The organism is Enterobacter sp. PL_is379 (assembly GCF_055817355.1).
Window position 1 is genome coordinate 97,753 of sequence record NZ_JBVPGT010000026.1, and the last position, 23,055, is coordinate 120,807.

Here is a 23,055-nt window from a genome sequence, read left to right on the forward strand (position 1 = left end):
GGCACTATGGCAATTTCATCGCGAATCACACTTCTCGGCGCACTGGCGCTGTGGGCATTTCAGGCGCAGGCGGTGGACGTCACCGTCGCGTATCAAACTTCTGCGGAACCGGCGAAAGTCGCGCAGGCGGATAACACCTTTGCAAAAGAGAGCGGCGCGAAAGTTGACTGGCGCAAGTTCGACAGCGGGGCCTCCGTCGTGCGTGCGTTAGCCTCCGGCGACGTGCAGATCGGCAATATCGGCTCCAGCCCGCTGGCGGTCGCGGCCAGCCAGCAGGTGCCGATTGAGGTGTTCCTGCTCGCCTCGCAGCTCGGTAACTCTGAAGCGCTGGTGGTGAAGAAAAACATCACCAAACCGGAAGACCTGATCGGCAAACGCATCGCCGTGCCGTTTATCTCCACCACCCACTACAGCCTGCTGGCGGCGCTCAAACACTGGGGCATCAAGCCGGGGCAGGTACAAATTATTAACCTCCAGCCGCCGGCGATTATCGCGGCCTGGCAGCGCGGCGATATAGACGGGGCCTATGTGTGGGCGCCTGCCGTGAACGAGCTGGAAAAAGACGGCACCGTGCTGACCGACTCCGAAAAGGTGGGCCAGTGGGGCGCGCCAACGCTCGACGTGTGGGTCGTGCGTAAAGACTTCGCTGAGAAACATCCTGAGGTGGTGAAAGCCTTCGCGAAAAGCGCGATTGACGCCCAGCAGCCGTACATCAGTAACCCGGATGAATGGCTGAAGCAGCCCGCCAACCTGGAAAAACTCTCCTGTCTGAGCGGCGTGCCGGAAGCGGACGTGCCGGGGCTGGTGAAGGGCAATACCTATCTGACCCCCGCGCAGCAGGTGCAGCAGCTGACCGGGCCGGTAAACAAAGCGATTGTTGATACCGCCACCTTCCTGAAAGAGCAGGGCAAAGTGCCCGCGGTAGCGACGGATTACAGCCAGTACGTGACCGATCGTTTTGTGAAATAAGGAGTCCGCCATGCTGAATATTACAAATCTGTCTGCTGATTACGGTGGCAAACCCGCGCTGGAGGAGATCAACCTGACGCTGGACAGCGGTGAACTGCTGGTGGTGCTGGGTCCGTCCGGGTGCGGAAAAACCACGCTGCTGAATCTGATCGCCGGGTTTGTCCCTTATCAGCATGGCACCATTCAACTGGAAGGCAAAAAGGTGGAAGGCCCCGGCGCCGAGCGCGGCGTGGTCTTCCAGAATGAAGGCCTGCTCCCGTGGCGTAACGTGCAGGAAAACGTGGCGTTTGGGCTGCAGCTTGCGGGCATCAATCGTGAACAGCGGCTGGAAACGGCGCGGGCGATGCTGAAAAAAGTGGGGCTGGAAGGCGCGGAAAAACGCTTTATCTGGCAGCTTTCCGGCGGCCAGCGACAGCGTGTCGGGATTGCCCGCGCGCTGGCAGCGAATCCGCAGCTGTTGCTGCTGGACGAGCCGTTCGGGGCGCTCGACGCCTTCACCCGCGAGCAGATGCAAACCCTGCTCCTGCACCTGTGGCATGAGACCGGCAAGCAGGTGCTGTTGATTACCCACGATATCGAAGAGGCGGTGTTTATGGCCACCGAGCTGGTGCTGCTCTCGCCGGGGCCGGGCCGCGTGCTGGAGCGCTTGCCGCTGGATTTCGCCCGCCGCTACGTCGCGGGGGAACCCGTGCGCAGCATCAAATCCGATCCGCTGTTTATCGAACAGCGTGAATACGTTTTAAGCCGCGTGTTTGAACAGCGGGAGGCCTTCTCATGAGCATCGTCTTCAGTGAAAAAACGCGCCGCACGCGTCTGGCGCTGCGCTGGCCTTTCTCACGTCAAATCACGTTGAGCGTCGGTACGCTGCTGGTGTTGCTGGCGGTGTGGTGGGCAGTTGCTGCCCTGCAGTGGGTCAGCCCGCTGTTTCTGCCGCAGCCGGGACAGGTGCTGGCCAAACTCATTACCATCGCCGGGCCGCAGGGCTTTATGGATGCCACGCTCTGGCAGCACTTAGGTGCCAGCCTGGCGCGCATTCTGGTGGCGCTGCTGGCGGCGGTGATTATCGGGATACCGGTCGGGATCGCGATGGGCTTAAGCCCGACGGTGCGCGGCATCCTTGACCCGCTGATTGAGCTTTACCGCCCGGTGCCGCCGCTGGCCTATCTGCCGCTGATGGTGATCTGGTTCGGCATCGGGGAAACGTCAAAAATCCTGCTGATCTATCTGGCGATTTTCGCCCCGGTTGCCATGTCGGCGCTGGCGGGCGTGAAGAGCGCTCAGCAGGTGCGGATCCGCGCGGCGCAGTCGCTGGGAGCCAGCCGTACGCAGGTGCTGCTGTTCGTGATTTTACCGGGCGCGCTGCCGGAGATTTTAACCGGGCTGCGCATCGGCCTTGGCGTGGGCTGGTCCACGCTGGTGGCGGCGGAGCTGATTGCGGCCACGCGCGGCCTTGGGTTTATGGTGCAGTCGGCGGGAGAGTTCCTGGCGACTGACGTGGTGCTGGCAGGGATCGCGGTGATCGCCGCGATCGCCTTCGGATTAGAACTGGGGCTGCGCGCGTTACAGCGCCGTCTGACGCCCTGGCATGGAGAAATACAATGAGTGAACGTCTGACCATCACCCCGCTGGGGCCGTACATTGGTGCACAGGTGTCGGGCCTGGATGTGACCCGTCCGCTGAGTGATAACCAGTTCGAGCAGCTGTACCACGCGGTGCTGCGCCATCAGGTGGTGTTCCTGCGCGAGCAGGCGATCACCCCGCAGCAGCAGCGCGCGCTGGCCCTGCGCTTTGGCGATCTGCATATCCACCCGGTCTATCCGCATGCGGAAGGGGTGGAGGAGATTATCGTCCTCGACACCCACAACGATAACCCGCCGGATAACGATAACTGGCACACCGACGTGACCTTTATCGAGACGCCGCCTGCCGGAGCCATTCTGGCGGCGAAGGTGCTGCCGGAAACCGGCGGCGATACGCTGTGGACCAGCGGGATTGCGGCGTATGAGGCGCTGTCAGAGCCGTTCAGGACGCTGCTGAGCGGGCTGCGGGCGGAGCACGACTTCAAAAAATCGTTCCCGGAGTACAAGTACCGTAAAACGGAAGAGGAACATCAGCGCTGGCAGGAGGCTGTGGCGAAACATCCTCCGCTGCTGCACCCGGTGGTGCGGACCCATCCGGTGACGGGCAAACAGGCGCTGTTTGTGAACGAAGGGTTCACCACGCGCATTGTGGACGTGACGGAAAAAGAGAGTGAGGCGCTGTTAGGTTTCCTGTTTGCGCATATCACCAAGCCGGAGTTCCAGGTGCGCTGGCGCTGGCAGGAGAACGACCTGGCGATCTGGGATAACCGCGTAACGCAGCATTATGCCAATGCGGACTATCTGCCGCAGCGCCGGATTATGCAGCGGGCGACGATTTTGGGCGATAAGCCGTTTTATCGTGCTCCTTGATCCCCTCACCCTAACCCTCTCCCCAAAGGGGCGAGGGGACTGCCCGGTGCGATTTTCACCCTCTCCCTTTTAGGGAGAGGGCTGGGGTGAGGGTATTAAATGCGCCTCAATATACCGCTGATAGCGGTTCGCCTTCAGGTAACACAAATCCACCAGCACTAGCCCGTCAACGCAGTTGTTGAACGCCGGGTCGCTGCCAAAATCAATAAACTGCACGCCGCCGGGCTCGCACAGCTCGGAATATTGCTTGTAGAGCGGTGGAATACCGCAGCCAAGATTGCCGAGCAGGGACTTCAGTTTCGTCAGATCGTCCACGTAATCCACGCCGCCAAACTGTGCCAGCACGTCCGGCAGGGAGGCGGGATACGGCTGGCGCGAGGCGGCAAGCGGATGCGTCGCCGGGAACCACAGGCGGTAAAAGGCGACCAGCAGATCCCGCGCAGCAGGCGGTAAGCCACCGGAAATGGAGACCGGGCCAAACAGGTAGCGGTAGTGCGGATAACGCGCCAGATAGGCCCCAATACCGGACCATAAATAGTCCAGGCCGCGGCGCCCCCAGTAGCGCGGCTGAATAAAGCTGCGCCCCAGCTCAATGCCGTGCTCCAGCACGTCCTGCATTTTGTCGTCGTAGTGGAAGAGGCTATAGCTGTACAACCCCTCAACGCCGCGCTTTTCGATCTGCATGGCCGTCGGCATAAAGCGATACGCCCCGACAATCTCCAGATCGTCCTCATCCCACAGGATCAGGTGCAGATAATCATCGTCGTAGCTGTCGGTATCCCGGCGTTTGCCGCTCCCTTCCTCCACCGCGCGAAAGGCAATCTCGCGCAGGCGGCCCAGCTCGCGCAGCAGCGGGACGTCTTCCTGACCGTTACGCTGCCACAGATAGATGGTTTTACCGTCGCTGGTTTTGCCCAGACATTCGGCCTGCGCCAGCGCGCGCTTCAGGGTGGCCCGATCTTCCGGACGGGCAATCGCGCACTGGGTTTTAAAGACGCCGGGCACTCCCTTGCCAAGACGCATCACGTGCTGGCGGCACTGCTCGGCCATCTCACGCGACGAAAGGGTGGCGCTGTGCCAGTGATGCCACGCAATCTGCTGGCCGATTTTGATCGGCAGCTGGCTGTGGCGGCGGCGGAACATCTGCTGCATGAGCAACAGCATCGACAGCGTCGGGGAGACCAGCGTGCTGGCATAAAAGAGCAGGCTGTTATGGGCCTGAATATGCACCGGCAGCAGCGGGGCGCGCAGCTTGCCGGCGAGTTTGATAAAGCCGGAGTGCCACTTTTTGTCGCGAATGCCTTTGCGCGTAGGGCGGGAAACTTCTCCGGCCGGGAAGAAGATCAGCACGCCTGCGTTTTGCAGATGCTGTTCCATCTGCACCAGGGATGTTTTCGCCGTCCTGCCGCCCATATTGTCCACCGGAATAAACAGCGAGCTGAGGGGCTCAAGGTGGGTCAGCATCCGGTTGGTCACGACTTTCACATCGCGTCGCACGCGGGAGACGGCGTACATCAGCGCCAGCCCGTCCAGCGTACCCGTCGGGTGGTTGGCAATAATGACCAGCGGGCCATGTTCGGGGATTTGTTCAAGATCGCGGGCGGAAACGGTGCAGAGAATATCAAGGTGCTCCAGAACTTGCTCCACCATATCCAGGCCTTTCAGGTGGCGGTGTGCTGCGGCAAATTGCTGAAATTCGTCTTCGTAAAACAGTCTTTTTAACAGACTTTTTTGCCAGGGTGCAGGCCTCGCCTGAGGCCAAAGATCGTCGAGAACGCTATCGAGGCTAAACATGATTACTCCTCCTGCCGTCTTGCGAAGACAGTAGAAGGAGCAGATGTCGGTTGTATTGCAGTTTGGTGAAGATTAGCGGAGGATTTTCTTCTCGGCCAGATCCAGCGCGAAGTAGCTGAAGATCAGGTCCGCGCCTGCGCGTTTGATCGCCCCCAGGCTTTCCAGGATCACTTTCTCTTCATCAATGGCACCCGCCAGGGCGGCGAATTTGATCATCGCGTACTCGCCGCTCACCTGATAAGCCCCCAGCGGCAGCTCGGTGCGCTCGCGGATGTCGCGCAGGATATCAAGGTACGCGCCAGCCGGTTTCACCATCAGGCAGTCTGCGCCCTGGGCTTCATCAAGCAGGGATTCACGAATCGCTTCCCGACGGTTCAGCGGGTTCATCTGATAGGTTTTACGATCGCCTTTCAGCGCCGTGCCCGCCGCTTCACGGAACGGGCCGTAGAAGGAGGAGGCGAATTTGGTGGAGTAAGACATGATGGCGGTGTCGGTAAAGCCCGCCGCGTCCAGCGCCTGACGAATCGCCTGAACCTGTCCGTCCATTGCCGCAGATGGGGCGATGAAGTCTGCACCTGCCGCGGCCGCGACGACAGCCTGCTTGCCAAGGTTCAGCAGGGTCGCATCGTTATCCACGCCGTGATCGCACAGCACGCCGCAGTGGCCGTGTGAGGTGTATTCACAGAAGCAGGTATCGGACATGACGATCATTTCCGGCACGGTCTCTTTGCAGATGCGGGACATGCGGGCGACGAGGCCATCTTCTTTCCACGCGTCGCTGCCGGTGGCATCGGTATGGTGTGAGATGCCGAAGGTCATCACCGAGCGGATCCCCGCGTTGGCGATGCGTTCAATCTCACGCGCCAGATATTTCTCCGGAATGCGCATGACGCCCGGCATGGCTTCGATGGCTTTGTAGTCATCGATCTCTTCTTCGACAAAAATCGGCAACACCAGATCGTTTAAGGTCAGGGTTGTCTCTTCAAACATAGCGCGCAGTGCAGGTGACTTGCGCAGGCGGCGTGGGCGTGCAATTAAATCGGTCATGGTATGCCTGATGTTTGTGGAACAAAGAAGGCTAGTGTACCTCAAAGTGAAGACGGGTGTTTTACTAAAGTGGGCATTTTGCTTTTTGCGAAATGCGGCAGGTCAGGTTTCATTTCATCAATATTTAATACTGGTTAGTATATTACTGATTGGGGGTGAGATATTCGTATTGTTTCTATATTAAGTGGGATGCATCATTAAAAGTGATTTATTATTTTTTGTTATATATTTCTCCTTCGCTTGTCTGTATTTTAACGTTTTGTTTTTATAATATTTATCTTGAGTGCCCCCTGCGTTTGTTGTTTTTGATGTGTTATTGGTCTGGATACGGACTTAATGGAAACATTCATTGAACCTTTTCGAAATGAAACTGCATAATTCCCTCCGCAATTAAATGTTGCAAATTCATTGATGGACAAACTTGCTTACGTCCCTGAGGAGGGATGACCCAATGCAAACATGGAAAAAGAAACTCGTTGTATCTCAACTTGCATTAGCCTGCACCCTGGCTATCGCTTCTCAGGCCAGTGCGAAGGATATTTCCGGTACAACTTATAATACCTTCGGGTACGATAATACAGCGTCCACCCCCTGGTATTATGGCTATGCCGACTGGGATTACTCAGACGTTACCCACGACGGTGATATTTATCCGGTGATTAATAAATCCACCGTGAATGGTATTATTTCAACATACTATCTGGATGATGGTATCAATGGTCGGGCTAATGCATTAAGCATTTCCAACAGTACCATTAATGGCATGATTACCTCTGAGTGTATGACCACCTCGTGTGCTGATGGTATAGATACCGACGGCACGACCCATTCTCAGTACGATCGTTTTAGCCTGACCGTTGATCACTCCACCATTAACGACACCTATGAGCATTATGCTTACAATGTGGTAAATGGCGATAATACCGAAACCCACTATCTTGATACCTATGGGTTGGGCAATGCAATTACCCTGGATGTTGAATCGGATATTGTTATCCAGAATAACTCTCACGTCGCGGGTATTACCCTGACGCAGGGGTATCAGGAGCTGGATAATACCCCGTACGACGGCGTTGAAGGCGTAGCCAACAGCAGCAACGTCTTTACCGACACGCTACTGGTGAAAGATTCGGTACTGACTTCTGGTGCGTACAGCGATTTAGGTACCAGCGGATTCTACGGTCAAACCGCGAAGCCGAGCGACTATGGTGAAACCAACGCGACAGCGGCAGATGATGCGGCGCTGATTGTGGCCGCCAGCGCGTCTGATAACGCGATGCAGACCAGCGCCACGTTCGATCACTCCACCGTGACTGGCGACATTCTTTTCTCCAGTACCTTCGACAACAACTTCTATCCGAACGGCGATCCGGCAACGGATACCAGTGCAGACGGTGTCTATAACCCAACTACCAACGGCTGGGACGGTACCGATAAGCTGGACGTTACTCTGACCAATGGCAGCAAATGGGTTGGTGCAGCGCAGTCGAGCGTCGAGGCTATCGGCACGGCGCAGATGTATGGCCTGGGCTACAGCAACGTAGACTGGAGCGCTCTGTCCCCAAACAGCATTTGGCCAGACTCCACCTATGACAGCAACGGACATGTTGCGGGCGAAGCGGTGTATCAGAGCGGTCTCTTTAACATCACGCTGGATAACGGCTCCGAGTGGGATACCCGCAAGGTGTCTAACATCGACACGCTGACGGTCAACAACCAGTCTCAGGTCAATGTTGAAAACTCAGGTCTGCTGGCGGATACCATCACCCTGACCAATGCTTCCTCATTGAATATCGGCGACAGCGGCGGCGTGGCCACCGACCATCTGTATCTGGACAGCTATAGCCGTGCGGCACTGACGGAAGAAACGGCCGATCTGTATGCCAACACCATCACCGTGGATAACGGTGCAGAGCTGGCGCTGGGGCTGGGACAGGTTGATACGCACAATATGGTACTGACCGATGGTGGTGTGCTGAACGTTGCCAGCCGTGATTACGTGCTGAACAGCGATCTGAACAACGCACGCTATATCACCAACGATAAGCACAATGCCGATTACGACTACGGCGTTGTGGCGATTAATTCTGATGGTCATCTGTCAGTGAACGGTGACGTCGCCGGTAACTAAAAGGTCCGTATCGACAACGCGACCGGAGCTGGTTCCGTCGCCGATTACAAAAACAAAGAGATTATTCGCGTCTATGACAATAACGCGGATACTGCAGCCAGCTTTACTGCTGCAAACAAAGCCGATTTAGGTGCCTACACCTACCAGGCGCAGCAGCAGGGTGACGCCGTTGTCCTCCAGCAGAAAGCGCTGACCGACTACGCCAATATGGCGCTGAGCATCCCATCTGCCAACACCAACATCTGGAATCTGCAGCAGGATACCGTTGGTACGCGTCTGACCAACAGCCGTCACGGCCTGGCGGATAACGGCGGGGCGTGGGTGAGCTACTTCGGCGGCAATTTCGACGGTGATAATGGCGTTATCAGCTACGATCAGGACGTGAGCGGTATTATGGTCGGTCTGGATACCCAGATTGACGGTAATAATGCGAAGTGGATCGTCGGTGGTGCGGCAGGTTTCGCGAAGGGGGATATCAGCGATCGTACCGGTCAGGTCGATCAGGACAGCCAGACGGCGATGATCTACGCGTCGGCGAAGTTCATGAACGATCTTTTCCTCGACAGTTCCCTGAGCTACACCCGCTTCAACAGCGATCTCTCTGCTAACATGAGCAACGGCCAGTATGTTGACGGCAACACCACCAATGACGCGGTTGGTTTTGGGCTGAAACTGGGCTATGACTGGAAACCAAACCTGTCCGGCTACGTCACACCATACGCAGCCGTGTCTGGCCTGTTCCAGTCTGGCGATGATTATCGCCTCAGCAATGACATGCGCATGGATGGGCAATCTTACGATAGCCTGCGTTATGAACTCGGTGTTGATGCGGGTTACACCTTCAACTACGGCGGCGATCAGGCTCTGACGCCTTACTTCAAACTGGCCTGGGTCTATGACGATGCTGATAACAATGCCGACATTAACGGTGACAGCATTGATAACGGCGTTAAAGGCTCCGCTGTGCGCGTAGGGCTGGGCACCCAGTTCAGCTTCACGAAGAACTTCAGTGCTTACACTGATGCCACTTATCTGGGCGGCGGCGACGTTGATCAGAACTGGGGCGCAAACCTGGGTGTGAAATATACCTGGTAATAAATAAAAGCGGGGGGAGGCGTTACCTCCCCCCGCTTTTTACAGAAGTAATAAAAATAATATTGAACCGACAAATACGGATGCCTTGAGGTCTGCATGAAGGTTAATGCGAAACCACTTTCTGAATTACGCCGGCTCGAACAGTGTTTGAAATCAGCCAGTACCCCTTTTAAATCTGCTCCAAAACAATTAATTATATCCGGTGAATGTAATGAGCGCCGCACCATCGTATTCCAAACCGGTGTTATCGAAATCTATCGACATTCAGATGAACTGCTTGTGGGCATCGCGACAGCGCCGTTTATTATGGGTTTGTCCACAGTGATGATTAATCACTGCCAGGAATATAGAGTGATAGCCAAAACATCCTGCACGGGTTTTTATTTGCCCACTGAAACCACCCGTCAACTTATACAACAGAACGCGCTATGGAAAGAGGCCTTCGGTTGGTTATCCTGGATAAACTACATTCTTGAGAAACGCGATATGCAGCTGGTGGGAAATAATTCCTATCATCAGATCCGCGCCATGCTGTTGAATATGGCGGAGTGGGATGAAACGTTGCGTTCAAAAATCGGTGTGATGAATCATATTCAACAAAGTACGCGTATTTCACGTTCAGTGGTTGCTGAGGTTCTCGCTGCCCTGCGGCAAGGTAACTACATCAATATGAGCCGGGGCAAGCTGGTCAGCATCAACCGCTTGCCCACGGAATATTAAGATCAGTTAGACGCGGTGAGCACCTGGGCTTTATTGGCGCTCAGTTCTGCCACCAGGTTATTAATCCCGTCACTCATATTGACGAAACGCGTATGCGGGGAGCGGGTGACCACCACAAACGCGCCCACGTTTGACTGCGGGATCATGGCCATATAGGTGATGAATCCACCGCCGCCGCCGGTTTTCTGAATAATACCCGGACGCCCATTTTTCGGCGCCATATAGACCCACCCCATGCCGAGCGCATCGGCTTTACCCGGCACGTCCATCCCGATGACGCGGTGCAGCTGAGTACGCTGATAAATCAGAGTCTGCATGCGATCGGCCTGGCTGGTGCGAGCGTAGAAATCTGAAGAAAGGAACTGCTGCATCCAGCGCATCATGTCGCCAGGCGTGGAGTAAACCCCGCCGCTGCCCACAGCCGCGAGCGTGTTATTACAGGGGCTGGCGCCTTTCTCTGCCACCATCAGGCGACGGCACTGATCCGGGGACGGAGTAAACGTGGTGTCTTTCATGCCGAGCGGACGGGTGATCTGCTCTTCAAACAGCTGCGTATAGGGTTTGCCAGCCGCCGTTGAGAGGGCATCCGCCAGCAGGTCGAACGCCAGGTTTGAATAAGAGGCCTGCGAGCCCGGTGCCGCTTTCAGCGTGGCGGTACTCAGATAGCTCCAGCGCTGGTCGCGCGTTGGCCAGACAAATACGTCACGATGCGCCGCTCCGCCTGGCTGCTCACGCGGCAGGGCGCTGGTGTGGGTTGCAAGGTTCACAAGCCGGATCGGCGTCCCCTGATACGTAGGTACCCGGGCACCTGGCGGCGCGTATTTGCTGAGCGGATCGTCAAGCTTCACCACGCCCTGGTCGAGCAGTTTCACCAGCATTTCGCTGGTCATCAACTTGGTTAAGGATGCGATGCGGATAACGGAATCCAGCTGCGGGTGAACGTTATTTCCCGGGCGCGTTTCGCCAAAGCTGCGGAACACACGCTGGTTGCCGTCGATGACGACCATCGCCATCCCGGTCGCGCCGCTGCCGTAATAGATAAGGTTTGCGTAGCGATCGGCAATATCTGAAGCTAAAACGGGTGCCGTCAGCGGTTGGGCTGCCTGGGCGGTAGAAAAGCTCACCGCACACAGCGCGGCAAAAGAGAGCAGACAACGTTTCAACGAAAAGCATCCATGAAGTGAATGAGGAAAGTAATGGGTATTTATACTACTAATCGGAACCGCGCAATGCCCCGAATTGCATAACGATAGCGAGAAAAACGTAACCATGGGTAAATATGAACAATTTACTTACGAGCCATCTCCCATTTTGTGACATCGGGCTTATGATAGGCACCAGTTTCACTCAATCTTACGGAGAACGGTATGTCTGAGAAGCGTGTGGTTATGGTTGTCGATATGCAGAACGGGGTATTTGAAACCCCTCGTCATCAGCGTGAAAAGTGTGTCTCTCAGATCAACCAGCTTACGCAGGCAGCCGACACGGTGATTTTTATTCAGCATACTGAGGCTGGTGGCCTGGAAGAGGGGAGTGAGGGGTTTGCACTACTGCCTGAACTCCATCAACCTGCTGACGCGCTTTACGTGACCAAAACCGCCTGTGATGCCTTCTACAACACCGTGCTTGAGGCGCTGCTGCGTGAGCAGGGCATTCGCGAGTTTGTTATCTGCGGCTGCGCCACCGATTACTGCGTCGATGCGACGGTTAAGAACGGCGTCAGCCGGGGTTATCACATCACCGTGGCGGAAGATGCCCATACTACAGCCAATCGCCCGGCGGCAGATGCGCAGATCCTGATTAACCATCACAACGATGTCTGGCGTAACTTCATTGCGCCGGCGAATCCTCTCGCGGTGAAACGCACCGAAACAATTCTTGAAAACTGGAAAGCGAACTAATAATTAACGCTCGGGTCTGACCTTTTTGCCGGAGCCGGGAGGCTGGCTCGGGCAGGTTTTCGTGTGGTGACGTGTTGTACACAGCAACAGCCATAACAACAAGAAGGAAGCATTATGTTTAAGTCTTTTTTCCCAAAGCCGGGGCCTTTTTTCCTGTCGGCATTTATTTGGGCACTGATCGCTGTCATTTTCTGGCAGGCGGGCGGCGGCGCATGGCTGACGCGCATCACGGGGGCGACAGGTGAGGTGCCGATTAGCGCGGCGCGCTTCTGGTCGCTGAGCTACCTGCTGTTTTACGCCTACTACACGGTGTGCGTAGGGCTGTTTGCGCTGTTCTGGTTTGTTTATTCCCCGCATCGCTGGCAGTACTGGTCTATCCTCGGCACATCGCTGATTATCTTTGTGACCTGGTTCCTCGTGGAGGTGGGCGTGGCGGTTAACGCCTGGTATGCGCCGTTCTACGATCTGATCCAGACCGCGCTCAGCTCGCCGCATAAGGTGACCATTACCCAGTTCTACCATGAAGTCGGGATCTTCCTCGGTATCGCCCTGATAGCGGTGATCATCGGCGTGATGAACAACTTCTTCGTCAGCCACTACGTTTTCCGCTGGCGTACCGCGATGAACGAACATTATATGGCGCACTGGCAGCATCTGCGCCATATCGAAGGCGCCGCGCAGCGTGTGCAGGAAGACACCATGCGTTTTGCCTCCACCCTTGAAGACATGGGCGTCAGTTTTATCAACGCCATCATGACGCTGATTGCCTTCCTGCCGGTGCTGGTGACGCTCTCTGCGCACGTGCCGGATCTGCCTATTGTCGGTCATCTTCCGTATGGTCTGGTGATTGCCGCGATCGTCTGGTCGCTGATGGGAACGGGCCTGCTGGCGGTGGTGGGGATCAAACTGCCGGGGCTGGAGTTTAAAAATCAACGCGTCGAAGCCGCGTACCGTAAAGAGCTGGTTTACGGCGAAGATGATGCCAACCGCGCCTCGCCGCCGACCGTCCGCGAGCTGTTTGGCGCCGTACGCCGTAACTACTTCCGACTCTACTTCCACTATATGTATTTCAACATTGCCCGTATTTTGTATCTGCAGGTGGATAACGTTTTCGGTTTGTTCCTGCTGTTCCCGTCGATTGTTGCGGGTACGATTACGCTCGGTCTGATGACGCAGATCACTAACGTTTTCGGTCAGGTTCGTGGGTCGTTCCAGTACCTGATCAGCTCCTGGACCACGCTGGTAGAACTGATGTCTATCTACAAACGTCTGCGCAGCTTTGAACGCGAGCTGGACGATCGTGACCTGCAGGAAGTCACCAACACATTTAGCTAATACAGGACGTTGCTATGCCTTTTGCCGTACCGCGCGCATTACCGTTGACCATTCTGGCCGCTTTTGTGCTGGCAGGCTGTGCCGAAAAGGGAGCCGCTCCGCTCAAAAAGGGCGAGAAGCCCGTTGATGTGGCGAGCGTTGTGCGGCAGAAAATGCCCGCCAGCGTGAAGGATCGCAATGCGTGGGCAGACGCGCTGGCAAAAACTTTTGAAAGCCAAAAGATCGCGCCGACCGAGGAGAACATTTGTTCGGTGCTGGCGGTGGCGCAGCAGGAGTCGATGTACCAGTCAGACCCGGCTGTGCCGGGGCTGAATAAAATCGCCTGGAAAGAGATCGACCGCCGCGCGGAGTCCATGCATATCCCGCTGTTCCTCGTGCATACCGCGCTTAAAATCACCTCGCCGAACGGCAAAAGCTACAGCGAGCGGCTCGATACGGTGAAAACCGAAAAACAGCTTAGCGCCATCTTTGATGATTTCATCAGCATGGTCCCAATGGGGCAGAAGCTGTTTGGCTCACTGAACCCGGTCCACACCGGAGGCCCAATGCAGGTAAGCATCGCGTTCGCGGAGAAGCATACCGATGGCTACCCGTGGAAAATCGACGGTACGGTGCGCCAGGAGGTCTTCTCCCTGCGCGGCGGGCTGTGGTTCGGCACGTATCACCTGCTGAACTACCCGGCGAACTACGATGAGCCGCTGTACCGCTTTGCCGACTTTAACGCCGGCTGGTATGCCAGCCGTAATGCGGCATTCCAGAGTGCGGTCAGCCGCGCAAGCGGCGTTAAGCTCGCGCTGGACGGCGATCTCATCGCTTACGGCAGCAGCGAGGCGGGAAGCACTGAGCTTGCCGTACGGAAATTATCGACAACGCTTGGCTTGAGCAACAGCGACATTCGCCGTCAGCTTGAGAAAGGCGATAGCCTGGCCTTTGAGAAAACGGATCTGTACAAGAAGGTGTTTGCGCTCGCAGAGCAGAAAAGCGGGAAAACGTTACCGAGGGCTATCCTGCCGGGCATTCAGCTGGAAAGCCCGAAGATCACGCGTAACCTGACCACCGCGTGGTTCGCAAAACGCGTGGACGATCGCCGGGCTCGCTGTATGGGGCTTTAACGGCGACGGCGAAAGCGCAGCGCTAATGCCACCACGCCCAGAATCATACATCCCGCGAGGAAGGGAATCAGGCCGAACAGTGTGCTGACGCCAAAGCCAATCTCAACTCGCGGGCGTCCGTTATCCTGTACCTGCATCAGGTGTTCATAAACGCCTGGCGCATGGACCAGCATATTGAGCAGCTGTGAGCCAGCCCAGAAGCAGAACAGGACAAACAGGGCATACGCGATATTACCCGCCGTGGAGGTTTTTGGTTTTCCGCCAAAAATCGGTTTCGACAATGTAAAGTCAGCCATGATGACCTCCGGATAAATCGCTCTGTTAATACGCTTCGTACAGGGGGAGTTTGACAGGTCATCGCATTTGTCAATATCAGAATCGTGGTAATTTACGCGCCGGAATCCTCCTGGATTGTTGATTTCTGCAGCACATCACAATTTCATGACTTAACTGAAATTGCGTCGCGTTTCAGAATTTCCGTATCTGCCACAGACCTGGCCGTAAATCTGTGAGAGGATGTCTTTTTTTCCTGCCGGAGTTGTTATGAAGCTCACGTCCAAACTACGCCGAGACTGGCACTACTACGCCTTCGCTATCGGGCTGATCTTTATTCTTAACGGTGTTGTGGGCCTGTTGGGGTTTGAGGCAAAAGGCTGGCAAACGTATGCCGTTGGGCTGGTGACCTGGGTGATCAGTTTCTGGCTGGCGGGGTTGATTATCCGCCGTCGTCCTGAAGAGACGACAGCGGATGAGGCGGAGTCGGCGAAGCGCGCCGATTAACCGTTTACGGAACTTTTAAGCGCGCTGTCGGCGGCGTGACGCTCCAGCGCCAGTTCGATCAGGCGGGTGATCAATTCCGGGTAGCTCAGGCCACTTGCCTGCCACAGTTTCGGATACATGCTGATGTTAGTGAACCCCGGAAGCGTATTGATTTCATTGATCACCACCTCGTTTTCCGCCGTCAGGAACACATCCACGCGCGCCATGCCGCAGCAGCCGAGCGTCTGATAAGCGCGAATAGCGATCGCCCGGATCTTATCGTTAACCGCCGGATCGATATCCGCAGGCACGACAACCTGGGCGCCTTTGTCATCAATGTATTTAGTGTCGTACGAGTAGAAGTCGCTGTTTAACACCACCTCTCCGCAGGTGCTCGCCTGTGGAAAATCGTTGCCCAGCACGGCGCACTCAATTTCACGGCCTTTAATACCCTGCTCAACCACCACTTTATGGTCGAACTCAAACGCCAGGCGGACGGCCTGCGTGAACTCAGCTTCGCTGGTCACTTTGCTGACGCCCACGGAGGAGCCCTGGTTTGCAGGCTTCACAAACAGCGGCAGACCCAGCTCTCCGCTAATTTGCGCGAAGCTGTGTTTGTCGCGGTTGGCGCGTGTGAGGGTCACGAATGGTGCAATGTTCAGCCCGGCATCGCGCAGCAGGCGTTTGGTGACGTCTTTGTCCATGCATGCGGCAGAGCCGAGGACGTCCGAGCCGACGAACGGCAGGTTGGCCATGCGCAGCATTCCCTGCAGGGAACCATCTTCGCCCAGTGTGCCGTGAACGATAGGGAAGACAACGTCGATCTGGGCGAGAGCCTGTGCATTGCCGGCGTCGATAAGCTGCCCCTTCACGACGCCGGGTACGGTGGCGACGCTCACTTCCGAAGGATTAAGGGCGATGTGTGCCGGATCGTGAGCATTCAGCAGATACTGGCTGGCATCGTTAACGTGCCACTGGCCCTGTTTATCAATGCCCAGCAGCACCACGTCGAAGCGGCTTTTATCGATCGCATCAACGATATTTTTGGCCGATTGCAATGACACTTCGTGCTCCGCTGATTTTCCCCCAAAGACAATACCTACGCGCTGCTTAGCCATCTCACTCTCTTCCAGTCTGACGAAAAGCCAATAACATACCACGATGCCCGGCGGGTTTCGCGGCCTTCTGCCATAATGTTTTGGGGAATGTTGAGGGGGGAGAGTGAAAGGAAAAACGCTGCTGACCGTATTTATCATTTTGGCCATCGCAACGGTGGGTTACCGCTGGTTGCCGCCTTACTACAACCCTTTCATGCCGCTGACGCTTGACGACCCGCCGGGCCGAATCACCCAGTATAAGCTTCGGCGCTTAACCCCCGAGGCGTGCGCGAGCCTGCTTTCGCAGGCTAACCAAAGAGATCTCATCCGCACCCAGCCGGTGGCTGACAGCGGCGGCGCGTGTCCGCTTAATAACGTTGTACGCGTGCGTGACTTCGGTCCGGTCGGCCTGAACAGCAGTTTTCTCGCCAGCTGTCCGCTGGCGCTCAGCTCAGCCCTCTTTATCAGCCAGCAGGCCCGGCCGCTGACAAAACGCTATACGGGCAGCGACCTGGCGCGTATCGATCATCTCGGCAGCTTTGCCTGCCGCAATATTTACCACCGCCCTGACGCGCGACGCAGTGAACATGCTACGGCTGAGGCGCTGGATATTGCCGCTTTTCGTCTGGCGAACGGTGAACGCGTCACGGTGATGAACGGCTGGAAGGCGGCAACAACGCAGCCCTGGCTGAAAGCCATGCTGGCGGCGAGCTGCGGCTACTACGGAAACGGCCTGGGGCCGGAGTATAACGCGGCGCATGCCAACCATTTTCATCTGGGCATGCGCGGTTTCGGACTCTGTCGGTGAAGCATAATATTCCGCCAGAAAATGGATAAATTGTGACTTATTTCACAAATATGATGACTGGGAAGATAAAACACCAAAGTCAGTCAAGCCGCATCTCTGGTGCGACGTCAAAACGCGTAACTTGCTAATCTGACGGCGAATTCGCCTAAAAATGAAGACTATTTCTTTATGGAATCCTGGAAAGTTAATCTCATCTCGGTCTGGTTCGGCTGCTTCTTCACCGGGTTGGCCATCAGCCAGATCCTGCCGTTCCTGCCGCTGTACGTCTCGCAGCTGGGGGTGACTTCGCATGAAGCGCTCTCCATGTGGTCCGGTCTGACGTTCAGCGTCACGTTTCTGGTCTCCGCCATTGTGTCACCGATGTGGGGCAGCCTGGCGGATCGGAAAGGCCGAAAACTGATGCTGCTGCGCGCCTCGCTCGGGATGGCGATTGCCATTCTGCTGCAGGCCTTCGCCACTAACGTCTGGCAGCTGTTTTTCCTGCGCGCGGTGATGGGGCTGACATCCGGGTACATTCCGAATGCCATGGCACTGGTCGCCTCTCAGGTGCCGCGTGAGCGTAGCGGCTGGGCGCTGAGTACGCTTTCCACGGCACAGATCAGCGGCGTCATCGGCGGTCCGCTGCTGGGGGGCTTTCTGGCGGACCACGTCGGACTGCGCGCGGTATTTATCATCACTGCGGTTCTGCTGGTGGTCAGTTTTCTGGTGACGCTCTTTCTGATTAAAGAGGGCGGCCGTCCGGTTATCAGTAAATCTGAACGCCTCAGCGGCAAGGCCGTCTTCGCCTCGCTGCCCTATCCGGGACTGATGATCAGCCTGTTTGTAACCACCATGGTGATCCAGCTTTGTAACGGTTCGGTCGGTCCGATTCTGGCGCTGTTTATCAAGTCGATGGAGCCGGATAGCACCAATATCGCTTTTCTGAGCGGCATGATTGCCGCCGTGCCGGGCGTATCCGCCCTGATTTCCGCGCCGCGTCTGGGAAAACTGGGTGACAGGATCGGCACGGCGCGCATCCTGATGGCGACGCTGATCTTTGCGGTGGTACTCTTCTTCGCGATGTCGTTTGTCACCTCTCCGCTTCAGCTTGGCGTATTGCGATTTCTGCTCGGGTTTGCTGATGGCGCCATGTTGCCTGCGGTGCAGACCCTGCTGGTTAAATATTCCAGCGACCAGGTGACGGGGCGTATTTTTGGATATAACCAGTCATTTATGTATCTGGGGAATGTTGCCGGTCCGCTTATTGGCGCATCCGTTTCCGCGATGGCCGGTTTTCGCTGGGTATTTGCGGCGACGGCGATTGTTGTTTTAATCAATATTATCCAGCTGGCTATTGCGCTGCGACGCCGCAGACAAATGGCGGAGGCCAAATCGGCGAGATAACACTTTCGCAGATGTATTATATATTCTTATGGTCGCCGCATTTTTATATAACAAAATGCGGCGTCTTTTTATAGAAAAACGTTTCGATCACGGCGCTACCTCTTTATTTCTGTTCCTGTGTCACTTTTGCATACCATAATTAATTTCTTCTCTTTGCAATAGGGATTCAGAGTGATAACGTCAGACAAAACTGAAAAAGGAACTGGCACGATGAAAAACCTCATTGCTGAATTGCTGGTTAAGCTGGCACAAAAGGAAGAAGAGTCAAAAGAGCTAGTGGCTCAGGTCGAAGCGCTTGAAATTGTGGTCACCGCGCTGCTGCGACAAATGGCAAAAACCGATCAACAGGCGTTGATAGAGAGCGTGGAAGGTGCGCTGGACAGCGTCAGGCCTGAATCGCAGGTTCCGGTTGAGGATGCCGAGATGCTCCACCAGTACGTAAAGAAGCTGTTAAGGCATCCGCGCAGCTAAACCGTCACAGGACGTAACGACGTGTCATAGAATTGTCATGCAGGATGCCTATAGTCGCTCTGTTTTTATTTTTATGTATTTGTACATGGAGAAAATAAATTGAAACAGAGCGCACTTTTCATTGCATTACTTCCCCTGTTAATTACCCCTGCCATTTATGCTGATACGACGCAAACCAGCGTGCCGGATAATCGTGCGGCAAAAGGGGATATCACCCAGCCTGGCGGCGCGCGCCGTTTATCAGAAGATCAAACTGCCGCTATTCGCGCTTCGCTGAATGATAAGCCGGCGAAAAATATTATTCTGCTGATTGGCGATGGAATGGGCGATTCCGAAATCACGGCGGCGCGAAATTATGCCGAGGGAGCGGGCGGCGTTTTTAAAGGTATCGATGCCTTACCGCTGACCGGACAATATACCCATTACGCGCTGGATAAAAAAACCGGTAAACCGGATTACGTCACGGACTCCGCGGCCTCTGCCACGGCGTGGTCCACCGGCGTGAAAACCTATAATGGTGCGCTGGGCGTGGATATTCACGAAAAAGATCATCAAACCCTTCTGGAGATGGCAAAAGCGGCGGGCCTGGCGACCGGCAACGTCTCCACCGCTGAACTCCAGGATGCAACGCCCGCGGCGCTGGTGGCGCACGTTACATCGCGTAAATGCTACGGCCCGTCAGTGACCAGCGAAAAATGCCCAACGAATGCGCTGGAAAAAGGCGGCAAAGGCTCGATTACGGAACAGCTGCTGAACGCGCGTCCTGACGTGACCCTGGGCGGCGGCGCGAAAACCTTCGCGGAAACCGCGACGGCGGGCGAATGGCAGGGCAAAACGCTGCGCGAGCAGGCGCAGGCTCGCGGCTATCAACTGGTGAGTGACGCAAATGCTCTGGCGGCGATAAGCGAGGCGAACCAGGACAAGCCGCTGCTGGGGCTGTTCTCTGACGGCAACATGCCCGTGCGCTGGGAAGGACCAAAAGCCTCTTATCACGGCAACATCGATCAGCCTGCTGTGACCTGTACGCCGAACCCGAAACGCACGGACAGCGTACCGACGCTGGCGGCGATGACCGATAAAGCGATCTCTCTTTTGAGCAAGAGCGAAAAAGGGTTCTTCCTGCAGGTTGAGGGCGCGTCGATCGATAAACAGGATCATGCCGCGAATCCGTGCGGCCAGATTGGCGAAACCGTCGATCTGGACGAAGCGGTGCAGAAGGCGCTCGCGTTCGCGAAAAAAGACGGTAACACCCTGGTGATCGTCACCGCGGACCACGCGCACGCCAGCCAGATCATTCCTCCAGATACCAAGGCCCCTGGCCTGACGCAGGCGCTGAACACCAAAGATGGCGCCGTCATGGTGATGAGCTACGGTAACTCTGAAGAAGAGTCCATGGAGCACACGGGCACCCAACTGCGCATTGCCGCCTACGGTCCGCATGCGGCCAACGTGGTAGGCCTGACCGATCAAACGGATCTGTTCTACACCATGAAGGCGGCGCTGGGTCTGAAATGATAAAATCCCGGCGGAAATCACATCTGTCGGCTGGTTTTTTTCCTGTCACGAACCAGACTTACAGGGAATGTTCACAAAAGGATGGTGCAATGAAAACAACATTACTGGTTACTCTGCTCTCCGGCCTGTTCCTGGTCGCCTCGGCGAACGCGGAAGAGAAAACGTTAACGCCGCAGCAGCAGCGTATGACCACCTGTAATCAACAGGCGACGTCTCAGAGTCTGAAGGGCGATGCTCGCAAGACCTACATGAGCGACTGCCTCAAAAACGGCGCCGCGAAGCCGGCTGAAAAAAGCCTGACCCCGCAGCAGCAAAAAATGCGCGAGTGTAATGCGAAGGCAACCGAACAGTCCCTGAAAGGGGACGACCGCAGCAAGTTCATGAGTGCCTGCCTGAAGAAAAAAGTGTAGTTCTAACGGGTGAGCGGCTCCGGCGGCTCACCCGAAATTTCATACTTTCCCCGCAGACCCCCTCTCTATAATTTGGGAAAATGTTTCAGAATATTCCCAAAAATGATGAATGATGAAACGTATTACAACAAAAAGCGCATTCGGGAAGAGTGGAATTTAACCCTTTCTCAGGATGACCCTCACCGCGCCGGCATTCAGTTTGCCCGGCGAGTTAGGCTGGCGCGCGCCGTGGGGCTTGCGGCGATGTTTTTCCCGGTTGCGGGAATGCTGGTCACCCATTTTTTACCCGGAGGCTGGTGGCTTTTACTGGTGGGGTGGTCGTTCGTCTGGCCCCATTTCGCCTGGCAGCTATCCTGCCGGGCCACGTCACCTCATCAGCAGGAAACTTTCAATCTTAAAGTAGATGCCATTATTGCCGGGCTCTGGATCGGCGTGATGGGGATGAATGCGTTACCCACGGCAGCGCTGGTGATGATGGTGGGGATGAATATGATGGGCTCCGGAGGCTGTCGTCTGTTTATTCCGGGGATCCTGTTGACGCTGCTCTCCGCGCTGGTGACCCTGCCACTCGTCGGGAAGGTGGCCGTCTTCAACCCCGACCCCGTGGAGTGGGGCTTAACGCTGCCTGTTCTCGTATTTTATCCTATGCTGTTTGCCTGGCTCAGCCACCGCACTGCCGTCAGGCTTGCGGAGCACAAGCAGCGGCTGGAAATGATGAGCACCCGCGACGGCATGACCGGGGTCTTTAACCGCCGACACTGGGAAATGCTGTTGCGAAATGAATTTGAGCATTGTCGGCGCGACCACAGCACCGCCACGATACTGCTGATTGATATCGACCACTTTAAAAACATCAACGACACCTGGGGGCACGACGTGGGCGACGAGGCGATCATTGCTATTACGCGCCAGCTCCAGCGGTCAGTACGGTCAGGCGATGCTATCGGCCGGTTTGGTGGGGATGAGTTTGCGGTGATCATGTCCCAGACAGCAGCGGAAAGCGCCATCGCCGTGATGTCGCGGTTGCATGAGCGGCTGGAAAAACTGACGTTACCGTGCGCGCCAAAAGAAGCGCTGCGCATCAGCGTAGGCGTTGCCCCCTGGGGACCGCAGTTTGGACATTATCGGGAATGGCTGAAGGCGGCTGACGTGGCGCTCTACAGGGCGAAAAATGCCGGGCGCGGCCGCACCGAAGTGGCGGCCTGACGCCCGATGGAGAGTATCAGGATTTACTCAGCTTCTCTGATTTTTCCATGCATTTTGCCATCGCTTCAATGACCGCCGAGCGGAACCCGCGCTCTTCCAGCACCCGCACCGCTTCGATGGTGGTACCGCCCGGGGAGCAGACCATATCTTTCAGCTCACCCGGGTGTTTGCCGGTTTCCAGCACCATTTTGGCGGAGCCCATGACGGCCTGCGCGGCGAACTTATACGCCTGCGCGCGCGGCATTCCGCCAAGCACGGCGGCGTCGGCCATCGCTTCTAAAAACATGAATACATAGGCAGGGGCTGAGCCACTCACGCCGACCACCGGATGGATCATCGATTCGGCAATCACTTCAGCTTCACCAAAGCAGCGGAAAATGTTCAGCACATCGGCCACTTCTTCCGTGGTCACCAGCGCGTTAGGCGTGACGGAGGTCATGCCGGCGTTGACCAGCGAAGGGGTGTTGGGCATCGCGCGGACGATTTTACGATCGTGACCCAGCGCGCGCGCCAGCTGATCGAGCGTGACGCCCGCGGCAATCGACACGACCAGCGTCTCTTTGTTCAGGCTGGAGGTGATATCGCTCAGCACTTTGATCATGATGTTCGGCTTGACGGCGCCAAAGACGATATCGGCGACCTGGGCCACTTCCTGCGCGCTTTCGGCAGCGTTGATCCCGTATTGATCGCGCAATGCGGCGACCTTGTCCGGTGACGGGGTATAGACCCAAATCTGACCCGGCAGCACCTGCCCGCTGGCGATCAGACCGCCCAGGATGGCTTTGCCCATGTTACCGCAGCCGATAAACCCGATTTTCTTGTCCATCACGATTCTCCGTCATTATGCATTGT

21 protein-coding genes and 1 pseudogene are annotated in these 23,055 nt (G+C 56.2%); 16 read left to right on the top strand and 6 right to left on the bottom strand.

The features are described 5' to 3' along the window. The first annotated feature begins 6 nt into the window (after positions 1-6). The 4 genes from tauA to tauD are packed head-to-tail and all read left to right on the top strand — an operon-like array spanning position 7 to position 3,419. Positions 7-969 (top strand): taurine ABC transporter substrate-binding protein, encoded by a 963-nt coding sequence (tauA, locus tag AC0TOY_RS08425; protein WP_473721712.1) that lies wholly within the window; start codon positions 7-9, stop codon positions 967-969. Positions 970-979: 10 nt separating this feature from the next. Then, positions 980-1,747, top strand: a complete 768-nt coding sequence (gene tauB, locus AC0TOY_RS08430) for a taurine ABC transporter ATP-binding subunit (protein WP_473721713.1) — start codon at positions 980-982, stop codon at positions 1,745-1,747. Beyond that, positions 1,744-2,571, top strand: coding sequence for a taurine ABC transporter permease TauC (gene tauC, locus AC0TOY_RS08435; RefSeq protein ID WP_473721714.1), 828 nt, complete (start codon positions 1,744-1,746; stop codon positions 2,569-2,571). Before tauB ends, tauC begins: the two co-directional genes overlap by 4 nt. Beyond that, positions 2,568-3,419 carry a taurine dioxygenase gene (tauD, locus tag AC0TOY_RS08440; protein ID WP_473721715.1) on the top strand — a complete coding sequence of 284 codons (852 nt, stop codon included), beginning with the start codon at positions 2,568-2,570 and terminating at the stop codon, positions 3,417-3,419. Before tauC ends, tauD begins: the two co-directional genes overlap by 4 nt. Before the next feature lie 69 nt (positions 3,420-3,488). On the opposite strand, the gene olsF is transcribed toward tauD, so the two are convergent. Further along, positions 3,489-5,213 (bottom strand): bifunctional ornithine lipid synthase OlsF, encoded by a 1,725-nt coding sequence (olsF, locus tag AC0TOY_RS08445; RefSeq protein ID WP_473721716.1) that lies wholly within the window; start codon positions 5,211-5,213, stop codon positions 3,489-3,491. 72 nt (positions 5,214-5,285) lie between these two features. Next, positions 5,286-6,260 (bottom strand): porphobilinogen synthase, encoded by a 975-nt coding sequence (gene hemB / locus AC0TOY_RS08450; protein WP_023334658.1) that lies wholly within the window; start codon positions 6,258-6,260, stop codon positions 5,286-5,288. A gap of 451 nt (positions 6,261-6,711) precedes the next feature. Here hemB and AC0TOY_RS08455 point away from each other — a divergent pair. Both AC0TOY_RS08455 and AC0TOY_RS08460 read left to right on the top strand, forming a co-directional pair. Then, positions 6,712-9,486, top strand: a pseudogene (locus AC0TOY_RS08455) (autotransporter outer membrane beta-barrel domain-containing protein). Positions 9,487-9,582: 96 nt separating this feature from the next. Next, entirely contained in the window at positions 9,583-10,206 is a 624-nt protein-coding gene (locus AC0TOY_RS08460) for a helix-turn-helix domain-containing protein (RefSeq protein WP_024906777.1), read from the top strand. 2 nt (positions 10,207-10,208) lie between these two features. Here the strand turns inward: AC0TOY_RS08460 and ampH are convergent, their stop codons facing one another. Beyond that, positions 10,209-11,369, bottom strand: a complete 1,161-nt coding sequence (gene ampH / locus AC0TOY_RS08465; protein ID WP_024906778.1) for a D-alanyl-D-alanine-carboxypeptidase/endopeptidase AmpH — start codon at positions 11,367-11,369, stop codon at positions 10,209-10,211. Positions 11,370-11,573: 204 nt separating this feature from the next. Here ampH and AC0TOY_RS08470 point away from each other — a divergent pair, with 204 nt between their 5' ends. The 3 genes from AC0TOY_RS08470 (at position 11,574) to AC0TOY_RS08480 (ending at position 14,554) form a co-directional block, all read left to right on the top strand. After that, positions 11,574-12,107: an isochorismatase family protein gene (locus AC0TOY_RS08470; protein WP_290095296.1), complete on the top strand. Its 534-nt coding sequence runs from the start codon at positions 11,574-11,576 to the stop codon at positions 12,105-12,107. A 114-nt stretch (positions 12,108-12,221) separates the two neighbouring features. Further along, the gene (gene sbmA / locus AC0TOY_RS08475; protein ID WP_157188670.1) at positions 12,222-13,442 is read left to right on the top strand and encodes a peptide antibiotic transporter SbmA; all 1,221 of its coding nucleotides are present in this window, start codon (positions 12,222-12,224) and stop codon (positions 13,440-13,442) included. A gap of 14 nt (positions 13,443-13,456) precedes the next feature. After that, entirely contained in the window at positions 13,457-14,554 is a 1,098-nt protein-coding gene (locus AC0TOY_RS08480; RefSeq protein ID WP_090418075.1) for a DUF1615 domain-containing protein, read from the top strand. On the opposite strand, the gene AC0TOY_RS08485 is transcribed toward AC0TOY_RS08480, so the two are convergent. Further along, complete coding sequence (locus AC0TOY_RS08485; protein ID WP_024906782.1) at positions 14,551-14,850, bottom strand: DUF2755 family protein; 300 nt, start codon at positions 14,848-14,850, stop codon at positions 14,551-14,553. The two genes, AC0TOY_RS08480 and AC0TOY_RS08485, sit on opposite strands and share 4 nt — an antisense overlap. A gap of 247 nt (positions 14,851-15,097) precedes the next feature. On the opposite strand from AC0TOY_RS08485, the gene AC0TOY_RS08490 reads away from it, so the two are divergent. Next, complete coding sequence (locus AC0TOY_RS08490) at positions 15,098-15,334, top strand: DUF2754 domain-containing protein (RefSeq protein ID WP_023334666.1); 237 nt, start codon at positions 15,098-15,100, stop codon at positions 15,332-15,334. On the opposite strand, the gene ddlA is transcribed toward AC0TOY_RS08490, so the two are convergent. Next, the gene (ddlA, locus tag AC0TOY_RS08495) at positions 15,331-16,431 is read right to left on the bottom strand and encodes a D-alanine--D-alanine ligase (RefSeq protein ID WP_024906783.1); all 1,101 of its coding nucleotides are present in this window, start codon (positions 16,429-16,431) and stop codon (positions 15,331-15,333) included. The genes AC0TOY_RS08490 and ddlA overlap by 4 nt on opposite strands. Positions 16,432-16,534: 103 nt before the next feature. On the opposite strand from ddlA, the gene AC0TOY_RS08500 reads away from it, so the two are divergent. The 6 genes from AC0TOY_RS08500 to adrA all read left to right on the top strand — a co-directional run bounded on the left by AC0TOY_RS08500 (position 16,535) and on the right by adrA (position 22,203). Further along, entirely contained in the window at positions 16,535-17,218 is a 684-nt protein-coding gene (locus tag AC0TOY_RS08500) for an extensin-like domain-containing protein (protein ID WP_148768967.1), read from the top strand. A 168-nt stretch (positions 17,219-17,386) separates the two neighbouring features. Next, positions 17,387-18,601, top strand: a complete 1,215-nt coding sequence (locus AC0TOY_RS08505; protein WP_024906785.1) for a multidrug efflux MFS transporter — start codon at positions 17,387-17,389, stop codon at positions 18,599-18,601. Positions 18,602-18,811: 210 nt separating this feature from the next. Then, positions 18,812-19,072: an anti-adapter protein IraP gene (gene iraP, locus AC0TOY_RS08510; protein ID WP_024906786.1), complete on the top strand. Its 261-nt coding sequence runs from the start codon at positions 18,812-18,814 to the stop codon at positions 19,070-19,072. 99 nt (positions 19,073-19,171) lie between these two features. Beyond that, a complete protein-coding gene (gene phoA / locus AC0TOY_RS08515) occupies positions 19,172-20,587 on the top strand; it encodes an alkaline phosphatase (RefSeq protein WP_473721717.1) in 1,416 nt (471 codons plus the stop codon). A gap of 89 nt (positions 20,588-20,676) precedes the next feature. Next, positions 20,677-20,997, top strand: a complete 321-nt coding sequence (psiF, locus tag AC0TOY_RS08520; protein WP_023334671.1) for a phosphate starvation-inducible protein PsiF — start codon at positions 20,677-20,679, stop codon at positions 20,995-20,997. A 102-nt stretch (positions 20,998-21,099) separates the two neighbouring features. Continuing rightward, positions 21,100-22,203 (top strand): diguanylate cyclase AdrA, encoded by a 1,104-nt coding sequence (adrA, locus tag AC0TOY_RS08525; RefSeq protein ID WP_473721718.1) that lies wholly within the window; start codon positions 21,100-21,102, stop codon positions 22,201-22,203. 16 nt (positions 22,204-22,219) lie between these two features. On the opposite strand, the gene proC is transcribed toward adrA, so the two are convergent. Next, entirely contained in the window at positions 22,220-23,029 is an 810-nt protein-coding gene (gene proC / locus AC0TOY_RS08530) for a pyrroline-5-carboxylate reductase (RefSeq protein WP_024906789.1), read from the bottom strand. Between the last annotated feature and the right edge of the window lie 26 nt (positions 23,030-23,055).

Coding starts and splice junctions, on each gene's coding strand:
- tauA (WP_473721712.1), top strand. CDS start 7: ATGGCAATTTCATCGCGAATCACACTTCTCGGCGCACTGGCGCTGTGG.
- tauB (WP_473721713.1), top strand. CDS start 980: ATGCTGAATATTACAAATCTGTCTGCTGATTACGGTGGCAAACCCGCG.
- tauC (WP_473721714.1), top strand. CDS start 1,744: ATGAGCATCGTCTTCAGTGAAAAAACGCGCCGCACGCGTCTGGCGCTG.
- tauD (WP_473721715.1), top strand. CDS start 2,568: ATGAGTGAACGTCTGACCATCACCCCGCTGGGGCCGTACATTGGTGCA.
- olsF (WP_473721716.1), bottom strand. CDS start 5,213: ATGTTTAGCCTCGATAGCGTTCTCGACGATCTTTGGCCTCAGGCGAGG.
- hemB (WP_023334658.1), bottom strand. CDS start 6,260: ATGACCGATTTAATTGCACGCCCACGCCGCCTGCGCAAGTCACCTGCA.
- AC0TOY_RS08460 (WP_024906777.1), top strand. CDS start 9,583: ATGAAGGTTAATGCGAAACCACTTTCTGAATTACGCCGGCTCGAACAG.
- AC0TOY_RS08470 (WP_290095296.1), top strand. CDS start 11,574: ATGTCTGAGAAGCGTGTGGTTATGGTTGTCGATATGCAGAACGGGGTA.
- sbmA (WP_157188670.1), top strand. CDS start 12,222: ATGTTTAAGTCTTTTTTCCCAAAGCCGGGGCCTTTTTTCCTGTCGGCA.
- AC0TOY_RS08480 (WP_090418075.1), top strand. CDS start 13,457: ATGCCTTTTGCCGTACCGCGCGCATTACCGTTGACCATTCTGGCCGCT.
- AC0TOY_RS08485 (WP_024906782.1), bottom strand. CDS start 14,850: ATGGCTGACTTTACATTGTCGAAACCGATTTTTGGCGGAAAACCAAAA.
- AC0TOY_RS08490 (WP_023334666.1), top strand. CDS start 15,098: ATGAAGCTCACGTCCAAACTACGCCGAGACTGGCACTACTACGCCTTC.
- ddlA (WP_024906783.1), bottom strand. CDS start 16,431: ATGGCTAAGCAGCGCGTAGGTATTGTCTTTGGGGGAAAATCAGCGGAG.
- AC0TOY_RS08505 (WP_024906785.1), top strand. CDS start 17,387: ATGGAATCCTGGAAAGTTAATCTCATCTCGGTCTGGTTCGGCTGCTTC.
- iraP (WP_024906786.1), top strand. CDS start 18,812: ATGAAAAACCTCATTGCTGAATTGCTGGTTAAGCTGGCACAAAAGGAA.
- psiF (WP_023334671.1), top strand. CDS start 20,677: ATGAAAACAACATTACTGGTTACTCTGCTCTCCGGCCTGTTCCTGGTC.
- adrA (WP_473721718.1), top strand. CDS start 21,100: ATGATGAATGATGAAACGTATTACAACAAAAAGCGCATTCGGGAAGAG.
- proC (WP_024906789.1), bottom strand. CDS start 23,029: ATGGACAAGAAAATCGGGTTTATCGGCTGCGGTAACATGGGCAAAGCC.